General features: G+C 41.6%; 16 protein-coding genes. 6 read left to right on the forward strand and 10 right to left on the reverse strand.

The window, feature by feature from the left end; translation table 11 throughout:
• Positions 1-111: 111 nt before the first annotated feature.
• The gene (locus V7K45_RS12270; RefSeq protein WP_335003709.1) at positions 112-1497 is read right to left on the reverse strand and encodes a gluconeogenesis factor YvcK family protein; all 1386 of its coding nucleotides are present in this window, start codon (positions 1495-1497) and stop codon (positions 112-114) included.
• A gap of 243 nt (positions 1498-1740) precedes the next feature.
• Here V7K45_RS12270 and ruvC point away from each other — a divergent pair, with 243 nt between their 5' ends.
• From ruvC to V7K45_RS12295, 5 genes are all read left to right on the forward strand, one after another.
• Positions 1741-2232 (forward strand): crossover junction endodeoxyribonuclease RuvC, encoded by a 492-nt coding sequence (gene ruvC / locus V7K45_RS12275; protein ID WP_322638139.1) that lies wholly within the window; start codon positions 1741-1743, stop codon positions 2230-2232.
• Positions 2233-2638: 406 nt separating this feature from the next.
• Positions 2639-3172, forward strand: coding sequence for a translation initiation factor IF-3 (infC, locus tag V7K45_RS12280; protein WP_099103961.1), 534 nt, complete (start codon positions 2639-2641; stop codon positions 3170-3172).
• A 336-nt stretch (positions 3173-3508) separates the two neighbouring features.
• Complete coding sequence (locus V7K45_RS12285; protein WP_335003712.1) at positions 3509-6514, forward strand: MFS transporter; 3006 nt, start codon at positions 3509-3511, stop codon at positions 6512-6514.
• Between the two features lie 271 nt (positions 6515-6785).
• Positions 6786-7463: a potassium channel family protein gene (locus V7K45_RS12290; protein ID WP_335003714.1), complete on the forward strand. Its 678-nt coding sequence runs from the start codon at positions 6786-6788 to the stop codon at positions 7461-7463.
• Between the two features lie 75 nt (positions 7464-7538).
• Positions 7539-8093 (forward strand): DUF3124 domain-containing protein, encoded by a 555-nt coding sequence (locus V7K45_RS12295; protein ID WP_335003716.1) that lies wholly within the window; start codon positions 7539-7541, stop codon positions 8091-8093.
• A 362-nt stretch (positions 8094-8455) separates the two neighbouring features.
• On the opposite strand, the gene V7K45_RS12300 is transcribed toward V7K45_RS12295, so the two are convergent.
• The 9 genes from V7K45_RS12300 to V7K45_RS12340 all read right to left on the reverse strand — a co-directional run bounded on the left by V7K45_RS12300 (position 8456) and on the right by V7K45_RS12340 (position 19228).
• The gene (locus V7K45_RS12300) at positions 8456-9082 is read right to left on the reverse strand and encodes a pentapeptide repeat-containing protein (protein WP_335003718.1); all 627 of its coding nucleotides are present in this window, start codon (positions 9080-9082) and stop codon (positions 8456-8458) included.
• A gap of 231 nt (positions 9083-9313) precedes the next feature.
• Positions 9314-10867: a cation:proton antiporter gene (locus V7K45_RS12305; protein ID WP_335003773.1), complete on the reverse strand. Its 1554-nt coding sequence runs from the start codon at positions 10865-10867 to the stop codon at positions 9314-9316.
• Positions 10868-11214: 347 nt separating this feature from the next.
• Positions 11215-12267 (reverse strand): saccharopine dehydrogenase family protein, encoded by a 1053-nt coding sequence (locus V7K45_RS12310; protein WP_335003720.1) that lies wholly within the window; start codon positions 12265-12267, stop codon positions 11215-11217.
• A gap of 19 nt (positions 12268-12286) precedes the next feature.
• Positions 12287-12592 carry a putative quinol monooxygenase gene (locus V7K45_RS12315; RefSeq protein WP_335003722.1) on the reverse strand — a complete coding sequence of 102 codons (306 nt, stop codon included), beginning with the start codon at positions 12590-12592 and terminating at the stop codon, positions 12287-12289.
• A 29-nt stretch (positions 12593-12621) separates the two neighbouring features.
• Positions 12622-14262: a lipoxygenase family protein gene (locus tag V7K45_RS12320; RefSeq protein ID WP_335003724.1), complete on the reverse strand. Its 1641-nt coding sequence runs from the start codon at positions 14260-14262 to the stop codon at positions 12622-12624.
• 92 nt (positions 14263-14354) lie between these two features.
• The gene (locus V7K45_RS12325) at positions 14355-15788 is read right to left on the reverse strand and encodes a c-type cytochrome (RefSeq protein WP_335003725.1); all 1434 of its coding nucleotides are present in this window, start codon (positions 15786-15788) and stop codon (positions 14355-14357) included.
• An 89-nt stretch (positions 15789-15877) separates the two neighbouring features.
• Positions 15878-16288: a hypothetical protein gene (locus V7K45_RS12330; protein ID WP_335003726.1), complete on the reverse strand. Its 411-nt coding sequence runs from the start codon at positions 16286-16288 to the stop codon at positions 15878-15880.
• A gap of 12 nt (positions 16289-16300) precedes the next feature.
• Entirely contained in the window at positions 16301-17767 is a 1467-nt protein-coding gene (locus V7K45_RS12335; protein ID WP_335003728.1) for a c-type cytochrome, read from the reverse strand.
• A 66-nt stretch (positions 17768-17833) separates the two neighbouring features.
• Positions 17834-19228, reverse strand: a complete 1395-nt coding sequence (locus tag V7K45_RS12340) for an NADH:flavin oxidoreductase (protein ID WP_335003730.1) — start codon at positions 19226-19228, stop codon at positions 17834-17836.
• Between the two features lie 730 nt (positions 19229-19958).
• On the opposite strand from V7K45_RS12340, the gene V7K45_RS12345 reads away from it, so the two are divergent.
• Complete coding sequence (locus V7K45_RS12345; protein ID WP_335003732.1) at positions 19959-21914, forward strand: hypothetical protein; 1956 nt, start codon at positions 19959-19961, stop codon at positions 21912-21914.
• Positions 21915-22024: the final 110 nt, after the last annotated feature.

The raw sequence follows: 22024 nt of genomic DNA on the forward strand, positions 1-22024 counted from the left end.
TTTTAGCGCAGCGTAAAGCCTTACTCTACGAGAGGCTGCGCTAACGCTTAGAGCGAGTCCGTGTACTCTTACAGAGAAGCAAACTACGCTTTTAGCATCTCGTAGAGAGCGTCATTTTGAATTTTGAATTACCCGAAGGGACTGACTTCTACCGTACCACCGCAATAACACTTGTGCTAGTTTCTGCGGATTGTGACGTACAAAACCTGTTTCATCTTCATACAAAACATTAGCTGGAACAATCCGTCGCCCTAGTTGAGTTACGGCTTCTCTATCGAGGAAAACGGGATGGGAGTTTTGTTGGGCGTAGCGGATAAGTGATTGCTCCGAAGGGGATTTTTTGTGTATTAATACAGCATCGAATAATCGTCTTTGTCCGCAAGCAGCATCAATTGCTCTGATATGATCGGCAACAGTGTAGCCTTCAGTTTCTCCTGGTTGAGTCATGATATTGCAGATATAAATACGGGGGGCATCTGATTGAGCGATCGCATCGGCAATTTCTGGTACTAATAAATTAGGAATTAGGCTTGTATAGAGGCTACCTGGGCCAATAATGATATAATCAGCTTCTTTAATTGCCTTAATAGCTGCTGGTACCGCCGGAGGATTAGCCGGAATGCAGCCAATTTTGACAATTTTACCGCCAGCTTTGGGAATATTAGACTCTCCCTCAATACGACGACCATCGGTTAATTCTGCCCAAAGGCGAACATCACTGAGAGTTGCTGGTAGTACTTGTCCTCGCACCGCTAGAACTTTAGAACTGGCTGCAACTGCTTGTTCTAAATCTCCAGTAATATCACTCATTGCCGTTAAAAATAAATTGCCAAAACTGTGACCAGTTAACCCATCTCCAGCCCGAAAACGGTATTGAAACAATTCTGTTAATAACTTTTCTTCATCAGCTAGTGCAGCCAAACAATTGCGAATATCCCCTGGTGGTAGCACTCCAAATTCTTGACGCAAACGCCCAGAAGATCCACCATCATCGGCGACAGTGACAATTGCAGTAATATTAGCGCTGTAGGTTTTCAGTCCCCTCAACAACATAGAAAGTCCCGTACCACCACCAATTACCACTATTTTTGGGCCTCGGTACAATCGACGATGGGCCAGCAAGACATCAATGAGTTCCTCTCCGCCTTCTGCTCTTAGTACCTTAGTAATTGAGCCTACGGTGCGAGTTTGCCCCCAAAGCACCAACAGCAAGCCGCCAAGCAGCACCAAAGGCCCACTAATATAGTTCGGTAAGAGGTTGGCGATCACTCCCAAGAAACCTCTAACCAACTCAATCATCCAAAAAATTGGGGTTAGCTTAATCCAAATGGCTAACCCCAAACTTGCCAGCAGTACACCTCCAACACTAATTAACAACCAACGTTTTACCGATAGTCCAGGGGATAACCATTTGAACCACTGGTTAACCCGATAAGTACGAGAGCGCGACTGCTTTTGCAGGGCGTTGAGGGCTTGTCTGAGAAAACCAATTGACATACCTGATTTGGAGCAGTGCTACAAACAATAATTAACAGAAAATTTACCGAAGAAAGGCAGAGGGCAGGTGGTCACTGAGCGTAGTCGAAGTGACCACCTGCCTCCTGCCTCCTTAAACCGCTTGGTTTAAAAGACCAGGCGTGAAACTATTATATTTATCAATCCTATTAGACTAAGAGCAAGTCGTGAAGATTGCCAGGATTTCTAGTTAAACAATACCCTGGCTTGATAAAAGTGAATTTAATGGAAAAACGAATTTTAGGATTAGATCCAGGACTGGCAATTTTAGGATTTGGGGCAATTAGCTGTACACAAAATCTCAACAAAGTACCAGAGACTACAGTAAATATGCTGGATTTTGGAGTAATTAAAACGTCAGCAGATGTAGAAATGGGACAGCGCTTATGTACCTTGTTTGATGATTTACACACCGTGATGGAGGAATTTCAACCAGATTTAGTGGCGATCGAGAAACTATTCTTCTATCGGATGTCAAGTACTATCCTGGTTGCACAGGCGCGGGGTATAGTTATTTTAGTGTTGGGGCAGCGTCGTCTTCCTTATGTAGAGTTTACTCCAGCTCAAATTAAACAAGCTTTAACAGGCTATGGCAATGCTGATAAGTCAGAAGTGCAAGAAGCAGTGGCGCGGGAGTTGGATTTAGATGAAATTCCTAAGCCGGATGATGCTGCGGATGCTTTGGCAGTGGCTTTAACGGCTTCTTATCAGCTGTAGGTTTTCATCAAAGATTTGGGTTTGGGGACATAATGCTTTCTCTAAAAGCCCACGAACCATCACCAATACTGGACTCTCTTTCAAAAAACGCTTAAGGGCTAGTCCTGATGATGTTGCTCAATGCGATCGCCCACGGTGGGCGGTTACGCGATCGCCAAAAGTCTTGCTAAATAATTGTAATAATATTTAATATGAGTCTAGGTTGTGTAATTTAGATTAACTATTGCAGAGAAATTCTCTCAGACTGAGTAAAATGGCAAATACAACGAGGCAACTATTTTATAGATTAGTTACCCTAGAACTGGAGACTATGTTTTCAGTCCTGAGTTACTTCTGTATTTTGCCTCTGAGGCATATTAATTTAGACCACACCAAATCCTTCATTTAAGAGCTCCCACTAATCATAATGGCTGTGATTGAGAAGAAAAGAACTCGCGATCTGCCCCAAATTAACGAACGAATTCGCTTCCCGAAAATTCGGGTCATTGACACTGACGGTGCCCAACTGGGAATTATGCCCCCACTGGAAGCACTACAACTAGCAGAAGAAAAAGAGCTAGATTTGGTGCTAATCAGCGATAAAGCTGACCCGCCGGTTTGTCGGATTATGGACTACGGGAAATACAAGTTTGAGCAGGAAAAAAAGGCGCGGGAAGCCCGGAAAAAACAGCACACGGCTGATGTCAAAGAAGTTAAGATGCGCTACAAAATAGAAGAACACGACTACAATGTGCGTGTTAAGCAAGCAGAGCGCTTTTTGAAAGATGGCGATAAAGTCAAAGCAACTGTGATGTTCCGGGGTCGAGAAATTCAACACAGCGACCTAGCAGAAGATTTGCTTAAGCGAATGGCAACGGATTTGGAGCCTTTTGGTGAGCTTCAACAAGCGCCAAAAAAAGAAGGACGAAACATGATGATGCTCATCTCGCCTAAAAAATAATTCTTTAACTATTTAATAGACCAAGTTTGAAAATCCCCTGACTTCTAGCCAGGGGATTTTTTCATCTTTAATTTGAATGCAATATACGCTTTGAGCGCACAGTTAGCTATGCACTCCTACAAAAGCGTTTAAATTTATCTAAAATCGATAATCCTGAACGCTGAGTGGGAAACATAATACTCAGTTGCTCAGGACTTTTGCTATTTCCAAGGGAGCTAGGAGGACAAGGGCACAAGGAGGTATATTTCTTTCCCCTCTGCCCCTCTGCACCCCTGCCCCCCTGCCTCCTGCCCCCGCTCCCCATTACGCGGTGATACTACCAGAAAATAAAACTGCATGGAACTGAAAAATCACTGGTTGGCTGCAAATAAAGTTGCTTTACCACGACTACTACAGTGGGTGAATCTCCGGCCAGAGGAGAGCGAACGCACCCAGATAATGTTTCTTTTTTACACAATGGTCTGTGTAGGATTGCGGTGGGCAGAAGACAGTACGGTAGCGCTGTTTTTAGATGAATATGGAACTCACCTGCTGCCGTGGATGTATATTGCTAGTGCGGCAATGAGTGCCGGACTGGTTTTTTTATACTCTTGGCTGCAAAAGATTTTTCCCTTACGTCGGGTAATTGTGGCGATCGCACCTTGCATGTTGATGCCATTAGTTTTATTAGTTGTATTACGTTGGGGATCGCATTTTTCCTACCTGGCAGTGATTTCGGCATTTCTGCTGCGACTGTGGGTAGATGCACTTTATGTGGTCAATGACCTCAACACTTCCATTGTCGCCAACCAAATATTTAATATTCGGGAGATTAAACGGACTTACCCACTGGTGAGTAGTGGGCTTTTAGTAGCAGATGTGATCAGTGGCTTTAGTTTGCCTTGGCTAGTGCAATACACCACGCTGAATAAGATCATCTTCATCGCCTGTATGGTGATTTTATTAGGGTCGGGAATTCTATTCTATTTAACTCATCGCTATCGAGCAGCTTTCCCTGAAACCCCACAAAGACTAGTTCCCGAACAACAAGCTTCACGGGAGCGTTTCATTAAAAGTCCCCTGAAGCGGTACGTCTGGCAGTTGTTTGCTTTTGTGGGACTGTTGCAAGTTATTGGGTTGTTAATAGATTTTCAGTATCTGCGCGAACTCCAATCCAATTTGAGCGACCGAGAACTTGCGAGCTTTTTGGGTCTTTTTGGTGGGATGTTGGGACTGTGTGAGTTATTGTTGCAGTGGTTTTTTTCCAGCCGACTCATCGAACGTATGGGGGTATTTTTCACTGCGACGCTTTTACCAATCACCGTCGGCTTTTCACTCCCAGGAGTGCTGGTATTGCTGCATTTAATTCCAGCCATCCAATCGCAAAGCTTTTTCTGGGGTTTGATAATTGTTAAATTCTGCGATGAACTTCTGCGCTACACCTTTGTTATGAGTAGCGGCCCCATTCTGTATCAACCGATTCCAGAGGGAATTCGCAGCCGGATGCAGACTTTATCTGGCGGAACCGCCGAAGCGATCGCCACAGGTTTGACAGGAGCGCTAATTTTTGCAACTATCTTGGTTTGTGGGCGGTTTGTACCCGTATCACTACAAAAATGGGTGTTGGTAGCAGAAACAATGCTGATAACTGGCACTTGTTTAACAGTAGTTTGGGAATTGCGATCGCGCTATGTGGAACTGTTAGTCTTGAGTGTGGCGCGGGGTCACTTGAGCGCAACCAATGTCGGCTTGCGATTTTTCAAACAGGGTGTAGTCAAAGCTTTAGCAGAAAAAGGCAGTGAGGCTGATAAACGCTCTTGCATTGAACTTTTAGCCCAAATTGACTCCCAAGGAGCGGCGGAAGTTTTAGCCCCGTTACTAGTGAAGTTAAGCCCAGATTTGCAGCGCCAAAGTTTGGAAGTGATGCTGATGGGAGGTGTAAATCCGGTTTATCTATCCGCCATCCGTCCTTTGTTAGAAGAATCCCAAGAAACTAACCCCGAAGTTTTTGCCTTAGCGCTGCGTTACGTTTGGCTGGCTGAACCAAACCCCAATTTAAGCCTTTTAGAAGGCTATTTACACCCCCGGCAAAACTCACTCATCCGCGCCACCGCCGCCGCTTTAGTCTTACGCCAGGGAACGCCCATGCAAAAGGTAGCAGCTACTCAAACCATGCGCCGGATGCTGACTCATAAGCAAGAACGGGAACGGATGAATGGAGTCAGAGCGCTGAGAGAAGCAGTTTATTTGCAGGCATTGCGGATTCATATCCCGAATTTATTACAAGATGAGTCGTTACGGGTGCGCTGTGCCGTATTAGAAATGATTTCAGCCACTCATTTAGAAGAGTATTATTCAGCACTGATTGCAGCACTTTATTACAAATCAACCCGCAGTACAGCCATGTCAGCCCTAGTGCGGCTAGAAAATGAAGCTTTAGAAATGCTGTTGCGGTTGGCAACCAATATTTACAAACCAGAAGTAGTGCGGATGTATGCTTGGCGTACCATTGCTCAAGTCGGAACCCAGCAAGCATTGGAGACTTTATGGGAAAACTTGGAAATATCCTGGGGTACTACTAGAGATCATATTCTTCGCAGCTTACTAAAAATCCACAAACAACCAGGAATTAAAGGTTTAGTAGATCGATTTTATGAAAGTCGGGTAGAAAATTTAATTAAGCAGGAATTAAAGTTTTTAGGTGAAATTTACGCTGCATGTATTGACTTCCAAACACTAGACCAAAAAGAAAATCACCAATCCAATCAAAGGATTGTGATTGTCTCTGAATTACTGCAACGCGCCCTTCTAGAATTGGAATTGGATGTGAAAGAGCGGCTGCTACTATTATTGAAACTGCTTTATTCGCCAGAAAAGATGCAGGCAGCATCCTTCAATCTGCGATCGCTCTCAGTGGTAAACTTAGCGCGAGGGTTAGAAATCTTAGAGCATACGGTAACTTTGTCTTCAAAGTCTTTATTGCTGAATATTTTAGACAACCGCCCACAAACCGAAAAATTGCAATATCTTGTCGAAGCCAAGATCGTAGAATATGAGAACATGGTAGTTAGCGATCGCCTCCACAGATTGCTGATGTTGGGTAATTTCCTTTCTGACTGGTGTCTAGCTTGCTGTTTTCATTATGCTCAAGTGACACGAATCCGACTGACCAGTTCTGAGATATTAGTGAGTTTGCGTCATCCCACTGGCTTTGTCAGAGAAGCTGCGATCGCATATTTAAATATGGTTTCATATCGCGTTCTCCTGCAAATCCTCCCCCAGTTACAAAAAGATCCACATCCTTTAGTGTCCGCTCAAGTTAAAGAGTTGCTCGAAAAATACCAATTCAAAAATTACAATTAAAAAACCTCCGCGTGAATAATTTTGTGATTTCCATTCCTGCTAAAGGATTTCAAATAAAAAAATATCCAATAACTGTGCAAGTTATTCTGAAGCAGAGGGAGCAGAATTACAGCTATTTTCAGGTAAATAGACCACGTGGTAGGGGCACAGCATTGCTGTGCCCTTACGATAGATGTGGTTCAAATACATAAAAATTACTGTAATAACAAATGACAAATGACTATTTGTTAACCTGTAGACTGAAGTAAAAATTCAAAGAATATCAGGAATCATGTACGTACTCATCGGTGGAGCAGGCTTAGTGGGCTTAAGTTTAGCGCAAAAACTGGTAGAACTAGGACATACTGTTGCTGTAATTGACATTGACCCTATCGCTTGCCGCTACGCCCGCGAACAAGTGGGAGCAATGGCTTTTGAAGGCAGTGCTGTGAGTACAGAAGTATTGTTAGAAGCGGGGATTCGCAAAGCCGGTTCCTTGGCAGCAGTTCTGAGAAGTGATGCCTTAAACTTAGCAATGGTAACTCTTGCTAAACACTACGGCGTCACCCATATTTTAAGTCGGATGCGCCATCCCGATTTTGCCGAACCACTACGGATAGCTGGAGCCAACCATATTATCAGTACTGTTGAACTATCAGTTTCAACAATGGTGAACGCCATTGAGTATCCGCAAGTGGAATCAATGATGCATTTTGAGCAGGGACAGATTGAGGTTCTGAAACTTTCCATCCCCAACAACTGCTATGTTGCTGGTCGTACCGTTGCCGAAATTGCTCAAGATTCCCAATTCCCTACTGGTTCGCTAATTATTGGCTATCAATCCCATCCCCACGAAGATTTGATCATTCCTAACGGTAGTACAATACTGGAACCTCATTCAACTGTGCTGATTGTGACTAAACCAGGATCTTTACATCAAGTCATTAATTTTATTCAACAAAGATGTTGAGCGCAGTTACTAGCTAAACTGCTTATTTGGCGGGGTTAGCTACACATATATAAAAAATTGGTGTAAATAGTTTTGATGAAGCTGTATAAATATATTTATTTAGCGATCGCTGTTATTATTCTTGCATCTTGTGAATCAACACCCAAGTCACAACCCAATGCCATTCCAGCAACCCCATTGCAAAAAACAGTGACGCTGGATAAGAATTTTAAGATAGCCAGCGGTCAAACTGTTTATGTTCCAGTCTACTCTCATATCTATCATCACAATCGCCAAGAGATTTTTGAGTTAGCAGCTACGCTTAGTATTCGCAATACAGATTTGACCAATCCGATTATTGTTACTTCTGTGCGCTACTACAACTCAGAAGGGAAATTAGTTAAACAGTATTTAGAGCGCCCTATTCAACTTGATGCACTGGCTTCAACAGATTTTTTTATCAATAGAAATGACACCAGTGGAGGTTTAGGCGCAAATTTCATTGTCGAGTGGGTAGCCCAAACCGAAATATCCGAACCGATAGTAGAGGCAGTCATGATTGGTACTGACTTTCAACAAGGAATTTCTTTTATCAGTCCTGGTAGAGTAATTAAAAGTCAAAATAACGATAAGCGATCGCTTTTAAAATAATTCGTAATCACGCTCTCTACCAGACGCTAAAAGCGTAGCTTGCAACTCTTACAGAGTACGCGGACTCGCTTTACGGGACGTTAACGTAATTCCTAATCAAGTTAATTCCTCGTTCCTATGCTCCGCATGGGAATATATTCCTCTTGACATTGCTCGTTTACAGCAATTAAGCTAAAACACATTTAATTTGCATATTAAAATTTTCTCAATGTCTTGTGGGTTGGGCATCTTGCCCGCCCTGATTATGCAACTTTAATGCTGATTAGCTTAAAGTAAGAAACTTTGTCCTGAATTTTCTTAATTTGAACATTCAATATTAATTATTTACATCTCTTCTAAGCGACACAGAATTGATAGCTTTCTCAGTCAATATATTTAGTTCTGATAGTACCGTCTGGCATGATGGTATCTTTGAAAAGAGTATCTTTGAAAACAACTCTTTCACAGAGTACAAGACTTTCGATATTATCGATGATTTCCAACTGAGTTCCTCTGAAGTTAACTTTAGTCAAATTAGCTTCGGAGAAGTCGGTCTGATAAAACCTGGCAAAACTGAAGTTAACTTCAGTCAAATCAGCACAAAGGAAACAAGTTTGGCTTAAGCTAGCACCGCTCAAATTAGCTTCCCTCAAATTAGCTTTGAAGAAAATAACCTCATCCAAGGTGCCGCCACTCAAATCGGCTCTACTCAAATTGGCGTTGTCAAAACAAGCTCGCCACAAGTTGGTGTAACTCAAATCAGCCCCGCTCAAGTTGGCTCGTTCAAAATGAGCGTATTCCAAGTTGACACCTCTCAAGTCAGAGCCACTCAAATTGATTCCTTGGCTACAGGTAATAAGTCTTTGTAAGTTGGCATACCTGAAGTTAGCTCCACTCAGATTGATGCCATACATTCCTTCCTCCCTCAATTCCAGAAAAATATCAACTCCAGTAAAATCTCTTTCCCCAGCAGCATACTGCTCCAACAACTCCTCAACAGTTATTCTCATCTATACACCTCCGCAATCACCAACATGCTCTAAAAGGATGTCTGAAAACTTTTTGGTACTGTTAAAGGTATTTATATTCCATGTGGTTAGAACACTTGAGAAGTTACTTTAATATAAGTAAAAGTAATTACTCCTCACCTCCGATTTCAGATAGTTCAGCAAAAAATGTATCTCAATTTACAAAATCTTGACGTTCACTCTCTCGGAAAAAACTTTGCGATTTACTGATATTTAATCATCCTCTAATTTCAGTAATTGTTCATCAAGAGTTTGTATCCGCCCGCGCACAATTTCTTCTGAGAGAATTCGCTTTCGCATTGCCTCATTGAGCGCTCCTTTTTCTGCCAAGAGTAAACGTCGGCGAATAGCTTCAAGTTTACTGCTCTTGCCACTTCTACCTTCCACCTCATCAGGGCGACGATTATATAGTTCCCGCAGTGTCTTTTCTGCACCGGCAATTCGTACCTGATAAGCTGAACGCATCTCTTCATAAACGGCTTTTGGTAATACCCCTGATTTCAATAGGCTATCTAATTCATCTTGTGCCGCCTTACCCGTCATCAGCTGGGCTTGCAACTCTTCAACCTGTTGTTGAACTTCGGAAAATTTAGATAATTTTAAGCGTTTTACCACCCAAGGCAAACTTAAACCCTGTCCCACTAACGACACCAGCACACAGCCGAAGACTATAGCTATCAAAACTTCTCGCCCTGGCAGTGTTGTAGGTAAACTCAACGCTAGAGCCATTGAGAGTGAACCTTTGATGTTGCCTAAAAACAGTAAATGTTGCCAGCGCAGCGGAATTGGGCGGTCAATCCAACGAACTAATGCTAGTAGCGGATAAACTGTAAGAACTCGCCCGACTTGAAAAGCCAAAACTGCAAGTAGAATTGCAGGTAAAGTTTTCCAAAGCGTTACCAAATTTATTTCTACACCAATCAACAGAAAAATAAAGGTGTTGACAGTAAAACTGGCATATTCCCAAAAACTCAACAAAGTGATGCGGCTAGAAGCAGAAGTATTGCGAGAAAGCCCAAAATTCCCGAAAATCAATCCAGCAACAACTACAGCCACAGGGCCTGATACACCGAGAAATTGCCCAGCCTGAAAAGTTCCTAATGCAACTGCGACTGTCAGTAAAAGACTGCTAAGAGCATCATCTAAACGGGCGAATACAGGTATACTCAAGTAACCCAAGACTAACCCGACAACGCAGCCTCCTAGAGAGATAAATAGCAGCTGTTGGATTCCCTCGATAAATGTGAGTGAGCCTGTTGAATATACTTGCACAATCAAGTTGAAGGAAACTAGGGCAGCGGCATCATTGAATAAAGTTTCCCCTTCAACAATGGTGGAAAGCCGCGAGGGTACTGGTATCTCCTTAAATACAGCAATCATGGAAACAGTATCAGTGTTTGCCAGAATTACTCCGACAAATAACGCAGGTATCCAACTCAGTCCCAGCCCAAATTTCAACAGGACGGCAATAATTGCACTGGAAATCACAGCCCCTGGCCCAGCTAGTAAGGCAATTGGTTTAAAAGTACTGCGTAGGCGACTGACATCTGTATTAATACCAGCTTCAAAGATGAGAATTGGCAGGAAAAGATCCAAAACAAGGGTTGGACTTAAACCAATCCGACGAGACAAAAGCTCAGTGATGGGCAAACCTGCTAATACTAAACCCGTAACATAAGGGATTCCCAACCGCCGGGACAGCAAAGCTACTCCTGTAGCCACAACCAAGAGAATAATTGAAACTTTGACTAATTCGGTAACATCCACTATTGCGTTTTGGAAAGTTAGTTTGACTTGACTGATAGATTCTCTCTTCATTCATGCCAAATTAGCAAGTTCAGGGTGTGGGTTCAGAATGGAACCAGCCAGTACTCGCTAACATAGCTCGGCAACTTCACCAGCTAATCTAGAGTCAAAGCGATCGCCACCGCTAATCCTGTGCTCACTGCTACAGCAATAACTCCCTTGTGGAATAAGGTAGGTAATGTTTGCTTGCAAAGCAGCAAAAGCTAAACCCCGAATCGATACATCAGAGAAACAATATGTTAAGTCTGCAAAAAAAAGCTGGGTTTTTTCGCAATCAAGCCTAAAAAACCCAGTTTTCTGTTGTATCTTTACTCGAACCCGGTAACTCCAGGAATTTCAAGGACAAAATCTGCCCCATATACAGATGCAGGAGTCTGGAATCCTACTTTAACTTCGCCTTTAATTACCCGTTTGATCGCTGCTACAGCTGCTAATGCCGTAAAATCGTATGCTTCCGGCCCTAAGAGCTTTGCACTTACTTGTTGACCAGTTTCATCCTCAGCAATACCAATTACTCTAACTTGCCCTTTGGCTCGTTCTGCCGCCGTTGGCCCAGTTGGTAGAGTTTTAATTAGACTTGCTAAAGCACTTTGGAATAAAGACGAGTTAAATAACCATCCCAAATACTGGCTCGACTCCATCAAAAAGCGCACAGGATTGGGAAATACAGTATAAACCTCAATATTGGGAATACCCGTAGTCTGAAACGCAGTGATAATATCAGCACGCCAAGGATTTGTTACTGCTGTCTCAGGCCCATAACCAAAATCAACTTTACGTCTTTTCGATGCTGGGCGAGATGGGATGAGCTTACCTGCTTCTCGGATTACCCCGATATGATGTAAAGTTGGCAGTACTGTATTTGCAGTTCCCTGAGATACACCGCCAACTGTTTCGTAGATTAAAATCAGTCGCGTTGCAGCGGCTAACTTCTGTTTGAGGTAAGCAGCTACACAATCAGTAGGGACAACCCCAAATCCCACACCAGGGAGAAGCATTATCCCTGCACTTTTAGCCTCAGCATCTCGTGCTTGTAGCGCCTGAAATTCAGGTACTTCGCCAGCTATGTCTAAATAATGAGTTTTAGTTTGGAGACAGGCATCGATAAGCGGCTTTGAGGTTTTGGAGAAAGGCCCAGAGCAGTTGATGACAGCAATTATATCTTTAAGAGAGAGAGCGAGCGATCGCGGATCGTCTAAGCCAAAAACCCGAAAGTCCAAACTTAATTCATTGGCTACAGCTGCTAGTGAACTTTGATTGCGTCCAGCTAAAATTAATTCCAGTCCGTTATTTTTAGCAGATTCAGCAATCAGTTTTCCAGCATAGCCAGTTGCACCATACAATAACACCCTTGATGTCATTATTATCACCAGCTAGGAATTAATTGTTTGCAATCTGCTGCCATAACCTGACTTCAGGTGGTTCAACCAAAAATTGTCCTGATTTTTCGTTCAAAGCTTTAATATACGGCTGCTCTAAGTGTTGAGCCAAAATTTCTTGGCTGACCCAGTTTTCATGTAACAGAAACAAAGATGGGTCGTCAAAAGATTGGTGCAAATCGTAATTAATACAACCTTCTTCTGCAAGAGTGAGAGCTATTACAGGTTGAAATTCCTGCTTAAAATTGTCTTCCAAACCTGGCTTCACTTTTAATCGAGCGGTGACGGTTACTTTGTGATTTGACATTGTGATTCCTCTTTTTTACTAAAACCAATTCAAGTATTGATGCTATTAATAATTTGCGAAGGCTTGAAGTAGTTATAAGGTATGGGACGAGTTTGATTTTTAATGTCTATTTGCCGTTCTATTTCATGCAAATTCTGTTGGAATTGCACCACAATTTCCTGCGCCAATGGATCGGCAAACTCCTCATCATAAAAACCCAATTTGTCATAGTGGTACGATGTTAAAATTTCAGTCCACATTACCTGGTCGGCAGCTTGTTTAAAGGGAGGAAGTATCTTCATGATAGTTTCCAAATCGACACCCTTAGTTTCTGGAATTGGGTGATAGGCTGCATAGGGCATATTGGGTACAAAAGCCATATATTCGTACTGAGAGAAATTCAAAGCAGAGTGTAAAGGAGCGCAAGTGAATACTACCACACTGATGATTTCAATCAGTTGTTCTAGAGTCTCAATCTTGGCTGGCATTCCCTTGACTTTACCACCATCTTGAGCCACTAATTCTCTAGCCCAATTTTGCAACTCATAGTCGTCACTGATATCCTGTGAGGTTTTGTAATAGAGTTGCAAGTATTCAGCCACAAACTTTTCAACGGCATTCCAAATTAATATGCCATCGTCCCGGAAAGGAAAGTGCGGTAAAATTTCTGGATCGTCTGTTTGACGACTTTTTATTAATCGAGGGAAGGTAAACTTTTCCACACTCCATTCTTCATAAACCTTCGCCACAAATCCAAGAGACTCCGCCAATGAACCTGCCATAAACTCATCAACCGGGCCTCCAGGCTGTAAAAACTGAGTGCGTCCCAAATCGTTATCAAATAGCATGAAACGGAAGTGGGGTTTTAACAGTAAAGCGATGGGATGATTTTCTGCTAGTTGCCGCGCAGTAACAATCGCAAACGGAGCCATAACTGCATGGGTATAGGCGAAATGACTACCCAATTCTTGATGGTTGCCATCAGCAATTTGAACGCAGGTTTTTGCCAAAAACCAATCTAAATGGGGGTCATCTGGTGTATAAATTACACTTTTTGCACCAGAGTCATGATTAATCTGGATAGCAACAGGTACTAGAGAACCACCATTAGGACTATCATTACTTTGCCAATAAAATAGAGCTTGTGGCTTGGGAAGGTACTTTTTAACATTCTCATAGACACCACCTTTAATATCAGATAACAAAGGATAATCTAAGAAATATAGCTTGCCTTCCTTAAGTGCCTTTTCCAAAGTAAATTCTGTACCTGCTACCTTCTGAAAATGGGAATCAGTTACAGCAAAATTCTTAGGTAATACATCAATTTTTTGAATAGCTAATGGGTTCGCTCCAGAAAGTCGTTGTTCTGCAAAACAAGAGTCTGTTTTGTAATTTTTTATAACATCAGGTTTTGGTAAGAGTGACAAAAGTTCTTCATATTCTTCCAATTCGTCTAACGGGTCTAAGAAGTTTCTAGCTTTGGCAGCTAGCATATTTGGTGCAAGAGTTGCCATACTTGCCAAACGTTTAGCAGTATATTCCGCCGAGAATATTTCCTTATGAGGAACTTTATCTATTACTGGTAAAGGAGCTAGATAATCGTAATTAAATCTGTACTCTTCTCGATTTTTATCTAGCCAATTAATTCGGACATTAACATCAGGATCGTTTTGTGGTAAATATGGTTTCACGATTATCTCCAATTCGGTTTTTTAGCATTTGGTAGTAAACGATCGACATCAGAAATTTGCTAAATACTGATGTGATTTAGCAATAACTTGAATTACAGAGTTTTCAGATACTCAATCAAAGCTTTTTTATTCCCATCAGATAAATCAGTGCCATAAATATGTCCCTGATTTGAATTAGCAGTTACCTTGGTATCGTATTTAAAACCTATAGCTTTGGCTTCATCTCCCTCAGTAATAAAACCAACTTTTTTCGGATCGTAGACATCATATCCCCGATAGAAAACTTGAGGACGATTCTCTGGTTTCTCGAACAAATCTTGTAGAGATGGGACTGAACCATTATGTAAATATGGCGCTCTTAACCACAATCCATCTAGGGAAACAGATACATACCCATTAGTTTTACGTAAGTTCTTAAAATCCCAAGGGTAGCCATCACCAAAATGATTATAAGTATCTGCTCCTTCTTGCGTCCACATATCTAACCGATGGCGGTCAGTTCCCACTTCTTCCACAGGGATGATAGTACCCGTTCTTTCCCCACCAAAAGCGTGACAAGATGCACAAGTATTAGCAAAAATTTGACTTCCTTTTGCAGCCACTTGCTCATCAATAGCAAATGGATATTTAGGAGGTGGTAGTTCTTGGATAAAATCTTCTACTCGTTGTAAATCGGCTACAGGAAGTGATTTTTTGGTAGCACCGTCACCAATTGCTCCAGTTTGAACAGTTTCCGTTAGTGAAGTTTCTAACCCATCCCAATGAAGTGCAAACCCTTTGTGCATCTTTTGATTCCAAAGAGGCATCATATCAGAGTTGCCAATAGTGTTATCTTTGGGCAACTTTAAAGTATTGAATTTAACTGGATTAAAAGGATCAATTCGACCAGGCCCCCAGTTAGGACGAGAATCTGTCCAACTATAGTCTGCTTTTTGTTGCAGCAATGCTTTCTTAGTTTGAGGAATTAGCACATAGCGATAAAGTAAATTTTCTAGCCAAGAAAGGTTGTAATTATATTTGATTTCGTCAAGGATATAATCTGCTGTAAATCTGGCATCACCAGCAGTTGCACTCAAAAATCGTAAATAGCCTTGTGAATCAAACTTATTAGCAGGAGCAGCGGCCACAATTGTGGGTTTATCTTTCTCTGTTTTTCTATAGGTAGCAGTATGGCAAACAGCGCAAGTTATACCGACACGAGGGAAGCCAATGGTTTTTTTCGTAAACCCAACTGGCATTTCTTTACCCTCTTCCCATGTGATTCCCAAGGAAGTATAACCACCTGGTCCTGGTAATTTATCCGGGAATATTCGTGGTAGTACCAGCCAAATCCAATAGGGAACACCTTGCGCTTCTTCTGTGCCAATAGAACCATATTTAAAGTGTTCTTCAGACGATTCATAATATGTGGGAACCTCTCGAAAAAGGTTGTACCATCCCACATACCCAACTACACCAGCTAAAAGAACCACAATTAAAACAATGCTTGTGATTACCCTACCTATTTTATTTTTGAGTATTGTCATGGCACTCTTTTGCTCCTTTGCAGAAGAATCTGTTTGTAGTGCAGGAAATATACCCACACTAGAATAGGGATAAAATTAGGAGAATTGCTTCACTGGAATTGCAGCGATTGCATTTTGCTACGCATTGCTAAGGTCAGAAGAATTAGTTCCGCTAATCCAAAAAACAGGTCTACAAAGGCAATGGATAAAAATCCTTTATCTTGTCCAAAGAAAAGTACTGCACAAATGAAAAATGTCGATCCAAAAGCTCTTGAAGGAAATATTGATATCCAGGCAGTTGCCTGATATCGGTACGGGTCAAGTGCCCCAGGAATATAAAATGCACTAATAATAAACAACAGCATTCCCGCAGCACGAACCCAGATAATTGGATCTGGTATATGCATTTTAAGGAACGTCAGCATTAATTCTGGAAAGAAGCAAGAAGGAATGACAAAAAGCATATTAACAATAATGCCAAGCCAAGTAACGCGACTAAACCATTTAGCGTAATTATTCATTTTTTTCTCCTTTTAAAGTTTTTTCATGTACTCAACTAGTGCATTTTTATCTTCTGTAGGAAGATCGGTCCCATATAAATGACCACTGTTACTATTTCCAGGTTTTGTGGTATCGAACTTAAAGTATTGCTTACCGTTTTCTACACCGACATCAGATACAAAGCCAACTTTTGCTCTGTCAATCACATCGTAGCCACGATAGAATTCTTTAGGTCTATTTTCTGGTGTTTCTAGTAAATCCCGTAAGGTGGGAACTGAGCCATTGTGCAGATAAGGGCCACGTAACCAAACACCATCAAGGGGCATATTTGCATAGCCATTAGTCTTGCGGAAATTCTTAAAGCGCCACGGATACCCTGTATACAAAGTATTTTGGTTAGACATCGTTTCGTAGGTATATGAGTCGAGACGATGAGGGTCTGTACCAATTTCTTGAATTGGGACAACTTTGCCTGTATATGCACCACCAAAAGCGTGACAACTAGCACAATTGCTTTCAAAAAGCTGTTCTCCCTTCGCTGCTATAGTTTCGTTAACTTCGTAGGGATATTTTGGTGGTGGTAGTTCCCAAAGCCAATCGGCAACTCTCTGAATTCGAGGCAAATCAATCGTTGTGGGTGTGACTCCGGCACCTAAAGCTGCACTCTTATTTCGTTCATTAACAGAAGTGTTATTACCATCCCAATGTAACTGCAATCCCTCACGGGGTTTTTGATTCCAAACTGAGGGAAAATCAGAAGTACCAATCAGTTCATCCTCACGCAATTTATCCATTGGGAAATGGAATTGAATTGCTTTATAAGGATTAAAAGTATCTACTCTTCCTGGGCCCCAATCTGGCTGTTTTTCAACGAAATTAAGTCGAGATGCCTGATTAATTAGTGCATCTCTAGTTTGAGGAATTGCAATGAAGCGATAAAGTAATTTTTCAATGGGATTAAGACCACCACTGATTTTTTCAATTTCTGGCAACATCCGGTTAGCAGTAAAGCGCTCATCTACACCAACTGCTGATAAGAATTTGATATATCCCTGCAAATTAACTACATTAGCAGGCATTGCCGTGATGACTTGATGTTCGCTATTAGGGGTATTTCGTAGCGTTCCTGTATGACATACAGCACAATTCAACGCAACTCTATCGATAAAGACTCGCCGTTGCGAAAAACCTATAGGTAAATCTTTGTCAGGTTCTTTGATAAATCCCAGAGAAGTATAACCTTTTCCAGGTAATTTATCTGGGAATAATTCTGGTAAAACTTTCCAAATCCAGTAAGGGATGCCATTGATAGGTTCGCTGCCGATTGAACCATATTTAAAGTGGCTTTCAATATCAGCATAATCCACTGGGGAGTTAGACAAAACAGGCCAAAGGAAAAATACTGCTACTGCTACAATACCTACAATCACAACCCAAATCCGCTGGAAGATTCCTTTGATTGAGGTTGGAAGTAGGGTAGGGTTTGTTTGTTCAGTCATGAAACACTCCCCATGTTGTCGAGATTATTTGTAAGCGAAATTGTCGATGCGATCCGCATCGCTTTTTTATCTAGATAAATTAGCAAACTGAGTTTCATGAAAGACTGACATTACTTCTTCCATCATCTCTTCATAGCTATTGAAGCGATCCTGCTCGTAACAACCCAAGGGATTTTCAATTACATTCAGCAGACATTTATTGCAATAGGTACAGGGTTTATCTGCTAGGTCTTTACCTGCTTGAAAAGATTTAGCTAGGTCATTATTAGCAATTAGAGTACGAGCCATTGTGACGCCATCACAATAACGATCGTTTATTGCCTGACGAATATAAGAAGCTTGCTGTAAACCACCTGTACATAATACAGGAATATTAACGTGCTTTTTAATTTCTCTGGAATCTAGTAAGTTTCTGCCTTGGTTCTCTATTAGTAGCTGCTTGATTTTCGGGTCTTTTACATCATCACCACTAAATGCTTGAGGAGGCAATTGCTTTTTTACACGATTCCATAAAAAATTGAAAATTGGATGCAAAAATGCTTTGCGAAATAAAATGTAGTTGCGTGTGGTTTCGACACCACTCGACAACATGGCATCATAAGTTCTAGTAATGACATCAAAATTAAAATCACCAATGGGATTGAGTGGGTGAGGAAATAAGCTACCAGTTGAGACATGGACGGCATCAGCTCCAGCTTCTTCTGCCCATTTACAAACTTGGATGGAATCTTCTATGGTATTACCCGGTTTTTCCCAAAAGGTGACGGCGTTGTTATAGTCAACGGCACTAATTTTGAATTGCAAATGAAAGTCGTTGCCTACTTCTTTGCGGATTGCTCTAATTACATCTAGCAAAAACCGCGCTCGATTCTCTAATGAACCACCATATTCATCTTGACGGTCGTTAATTCCAGAACTGAGAAATTGATTAAAAAGATATCCATTAGCACTGTGCAATTCCACTCCGTCCAAACCTGCTTCACGGGCACGTCTAGCACCATCGGCGAAGTATTGAATTGTTTCTTTAATCTCTGTTAGTGTCATCGCTTGACACAAAAAGCCGTGGAATGGCTCTGTTTGGCTAGTGGAACTTAAGGCTTTTTTTCCTAAGTTTTCTACACCACCAATATCTTGCTGTCGTCCCGAATGACTTAATTGCAAAATAAATTTACAGTCATATTCGTGGACTCTTTCTCCTACTTTTCGCCAAAATGGAATGCGATCGTCACAGTTAATGGTGGCATAATTGGGCATAATTCGTCCCCGGATGGCGACTGGGACAAAAGAACTAATAATCGCTCCTACACCACCACGAGCAAACTTTTCTTCCCAGTTGATTCGGGCTTGAGTACCTGAACCATCATAGTTATCCCATCTGCCAGAAATACTTGAGCGAAATATTCGATTTTTTACTGTGAGATTACGGAATCTCAATGGCTCAAATATAATATCGTTTTCCATGTGTTTCTCTGTCTTTATCTATTGTTTCGGCAATAAAATTAGAAGTCAAAATTATTCGTAGCACTAACAGTCTCGCCAGAGAACTATTTTTTCTAGTGTCTCTGGGAGAGCAATTTTTTATGTCTACAAATCTACAGTGGAGGTTTTCGGATGCGATCGCTAAGTATTAAGTTTTTGTTACTTAAATTTACTTAACCAGTTTCAGCATGGATATTTATCCTTATTGGTTTTTACAGTTATATAAAGACTTTTGCAATTTGTAAACCTACGGTATTTACAGAGCAATTCTTAAAAAAAGTGAAAATTTCCGTCTTTTATTTCTCTTAAAAGGTTAAGGCAACCTTAAAAGTAGCTAAAAGTAGCTGCTAACAATTTGTTACAAACTTAACCAAGTATCTAGGAAATCGATACAACCATAGCAAATTGGTTATTGAACACCATTATAAATTTACAATTTTTTAAATTTTTGATTTAGAAATGTATAAAAGTTTATTGATGACGTTTTGCAAATTTGTGTAGTAACTTCATATATAACGAACCTCAGTAGGGTACATTAATCATCAAAATATCCCAAGACTAAATCTGGAAAATGGGAAATTGGTGATGAAGCATTAGTGTACCTCTGCAAATGTGAGGTGCAGTGGGAAAGGTTTAGGTGTTATGACCAGAGAGTTTTATGAAAAAGACAAGTCTAATTTTTAAGGGCTGTCTGCTCCTGCTATTCGCGACTATGTTTATAGTCTGCGGTTTTTATGGAACGCCTACAGCTCTAGCCGATGAGTATAGTGAAACACCTGCGCCCATAAGTAGTAAGTATTCGGATACGGGTGCATCTGAATACCCTGATAATTGCGAGGGTATCGGTTATCTCCCAGAGTACACAAAGGAGAATTTGACAGATGCCGAGAAACGGGGTCGTTGCACTTGGTACTTATGGACTGGCGGTAATTCTAAGTACTATCGCGATTTAGCCAAGCGAACGCGTGGTGGTGTTGACTTGTTAAAGCTGATTGACTCGCGCGTGCATGACGAGCGATTGCAACGTTATGGTGCAATTAACGATCCTGGATGTGAAAAAGCAACAGCACCAGATAAATATGGTTTGTGGCTAGATGAGTGTAAAGATCCACTTTCAACTGGCGTTATTGGGTTGCGTAAGTTTCAAAACCCCAACTTCGACTCGACAAAATGGAACCCTGTTGAATATGCCAAAACTTCACAAATTGAGCCTCCATACGTAATTGGCCAGTCCTGCGCCATCTGTCACGTAGCGTTAGATCCCCTTAATCCACCTAAAGACAAGGAACATCCAAGATGGGAAAACCTGGTACCAGCATTGGGTAATCAGTACATCAAGGAAAACAAATTATTTGGAAGCAGCGTTGCAAATAATAGTTTTATTAAGCAAGTACTTGACTCTCAAAAACCTGGTACCTCTGATACTTCTCGGATTGCCACCGATCATATTAACAATCCGAATGCGATTAATGCCATTTTTAATTTAGGCGATCGCCCCAAATATCCAGAGGTGATGAACGATGGTTCAATCAAGGATGTTAATCATATTCTCAAGGATGGTGCAGACTCTACAGGAGTGGCAAATGCCTCATTACGCGTCTACGTCAACATTGGGATGTGCGGCGATTACTGGACAAGTCTCCATGAGCCTTTATTAGGCAGAACTCCCCAAAAACCTTTTGATATCGAAAAGGCGCGGAAGGAGTGCGAAGGCTGGAGACAGACAGAAGCACGTATGGCTGATGCCGAAGCATTCTTAAAAACCATCAAGCCGATGCACCTGAAAGATGCACCAGATGGTGAAAAGTTCTTGACTAAAGATGAAGAAGTTCTCAAACGTGGCAAGCTAGTTTTTGCCAGCACTTGTGCTAGTTGCCATTCCAGCAAAAAGCCACCTGCTGCGATCGCTGCTGACCCAGAACAGGCTCAAAAATGGTACGAAGAGTCTGTACTCAGTAGTAATTTCCTCGACCACAACTTCTTGTCTGACGATCAACGTTACCCAGTTACTTTAATTGGTACTAATGCGGCGCGATCGCTAGGGACAAATGCCTCTAAGGGGCATATTTGGGATCAGTTCTCGTCGAAGACGTTCAAAGAACTGCCATCACCAGGTACTTTGACGCTGTACAATCCCTTCAATGAGAAAAAACCCATCGAATTCAAGATACCTGATGGCGGTTTGGGTTATTACCGTACACCTTCACTAGTGAGCATTTGGGCAACAGCACCACTTCTTCACAACAATACACTAGGACTTTACAACGAAGATCCTTCAGTGAAAGGACGTGTAGAAGCCTATACGGATGCGATGGAAAAGCTGCTGTGGCCTGAAAAGCGTGAGGGAATTATCAGCAGGACAGATCGAGATACTAAATTAGAGCTTCCTCCAGGAGATCCGAATCCAAGATTTAAACTTCCTGTTCCTAAAGGTACACCTGTGAATTTGCTGGCAAGCATCAACATGAGAGAGGCGATTACATCTCTCAATCTCGGCAGCCTTTTTCAAGACTTGAAACCGGAGGGTGGAATTAAGGGTAAGTTGGCACGTGTACTTTTAAGAGCCAACAAATCTCCTGACTTTGTAGAAGATGAGGGTCATTATTTTGGTTCAAATCTGCCAGATGAAGATAAGAAAGCCCTAATTGAGTTTGTGAAAACTTTCTAAGTACAACTTCCGTATAAAATCGTAGTGTTTTAAACGCAGAGAATTCGCTACGAATTAATAAAATGTTGTACTAAGACAAATTGTCTTGATATTCTGCACTCGTTTCCAGG

Source organism: Nostoc sp. (assembly GCF_036917375.1).
GTDB lineage: Bacteria > Cyanobacteriota > Cyanobacteriia > Cyanobacteriales > Nostocaceae > Nostoc.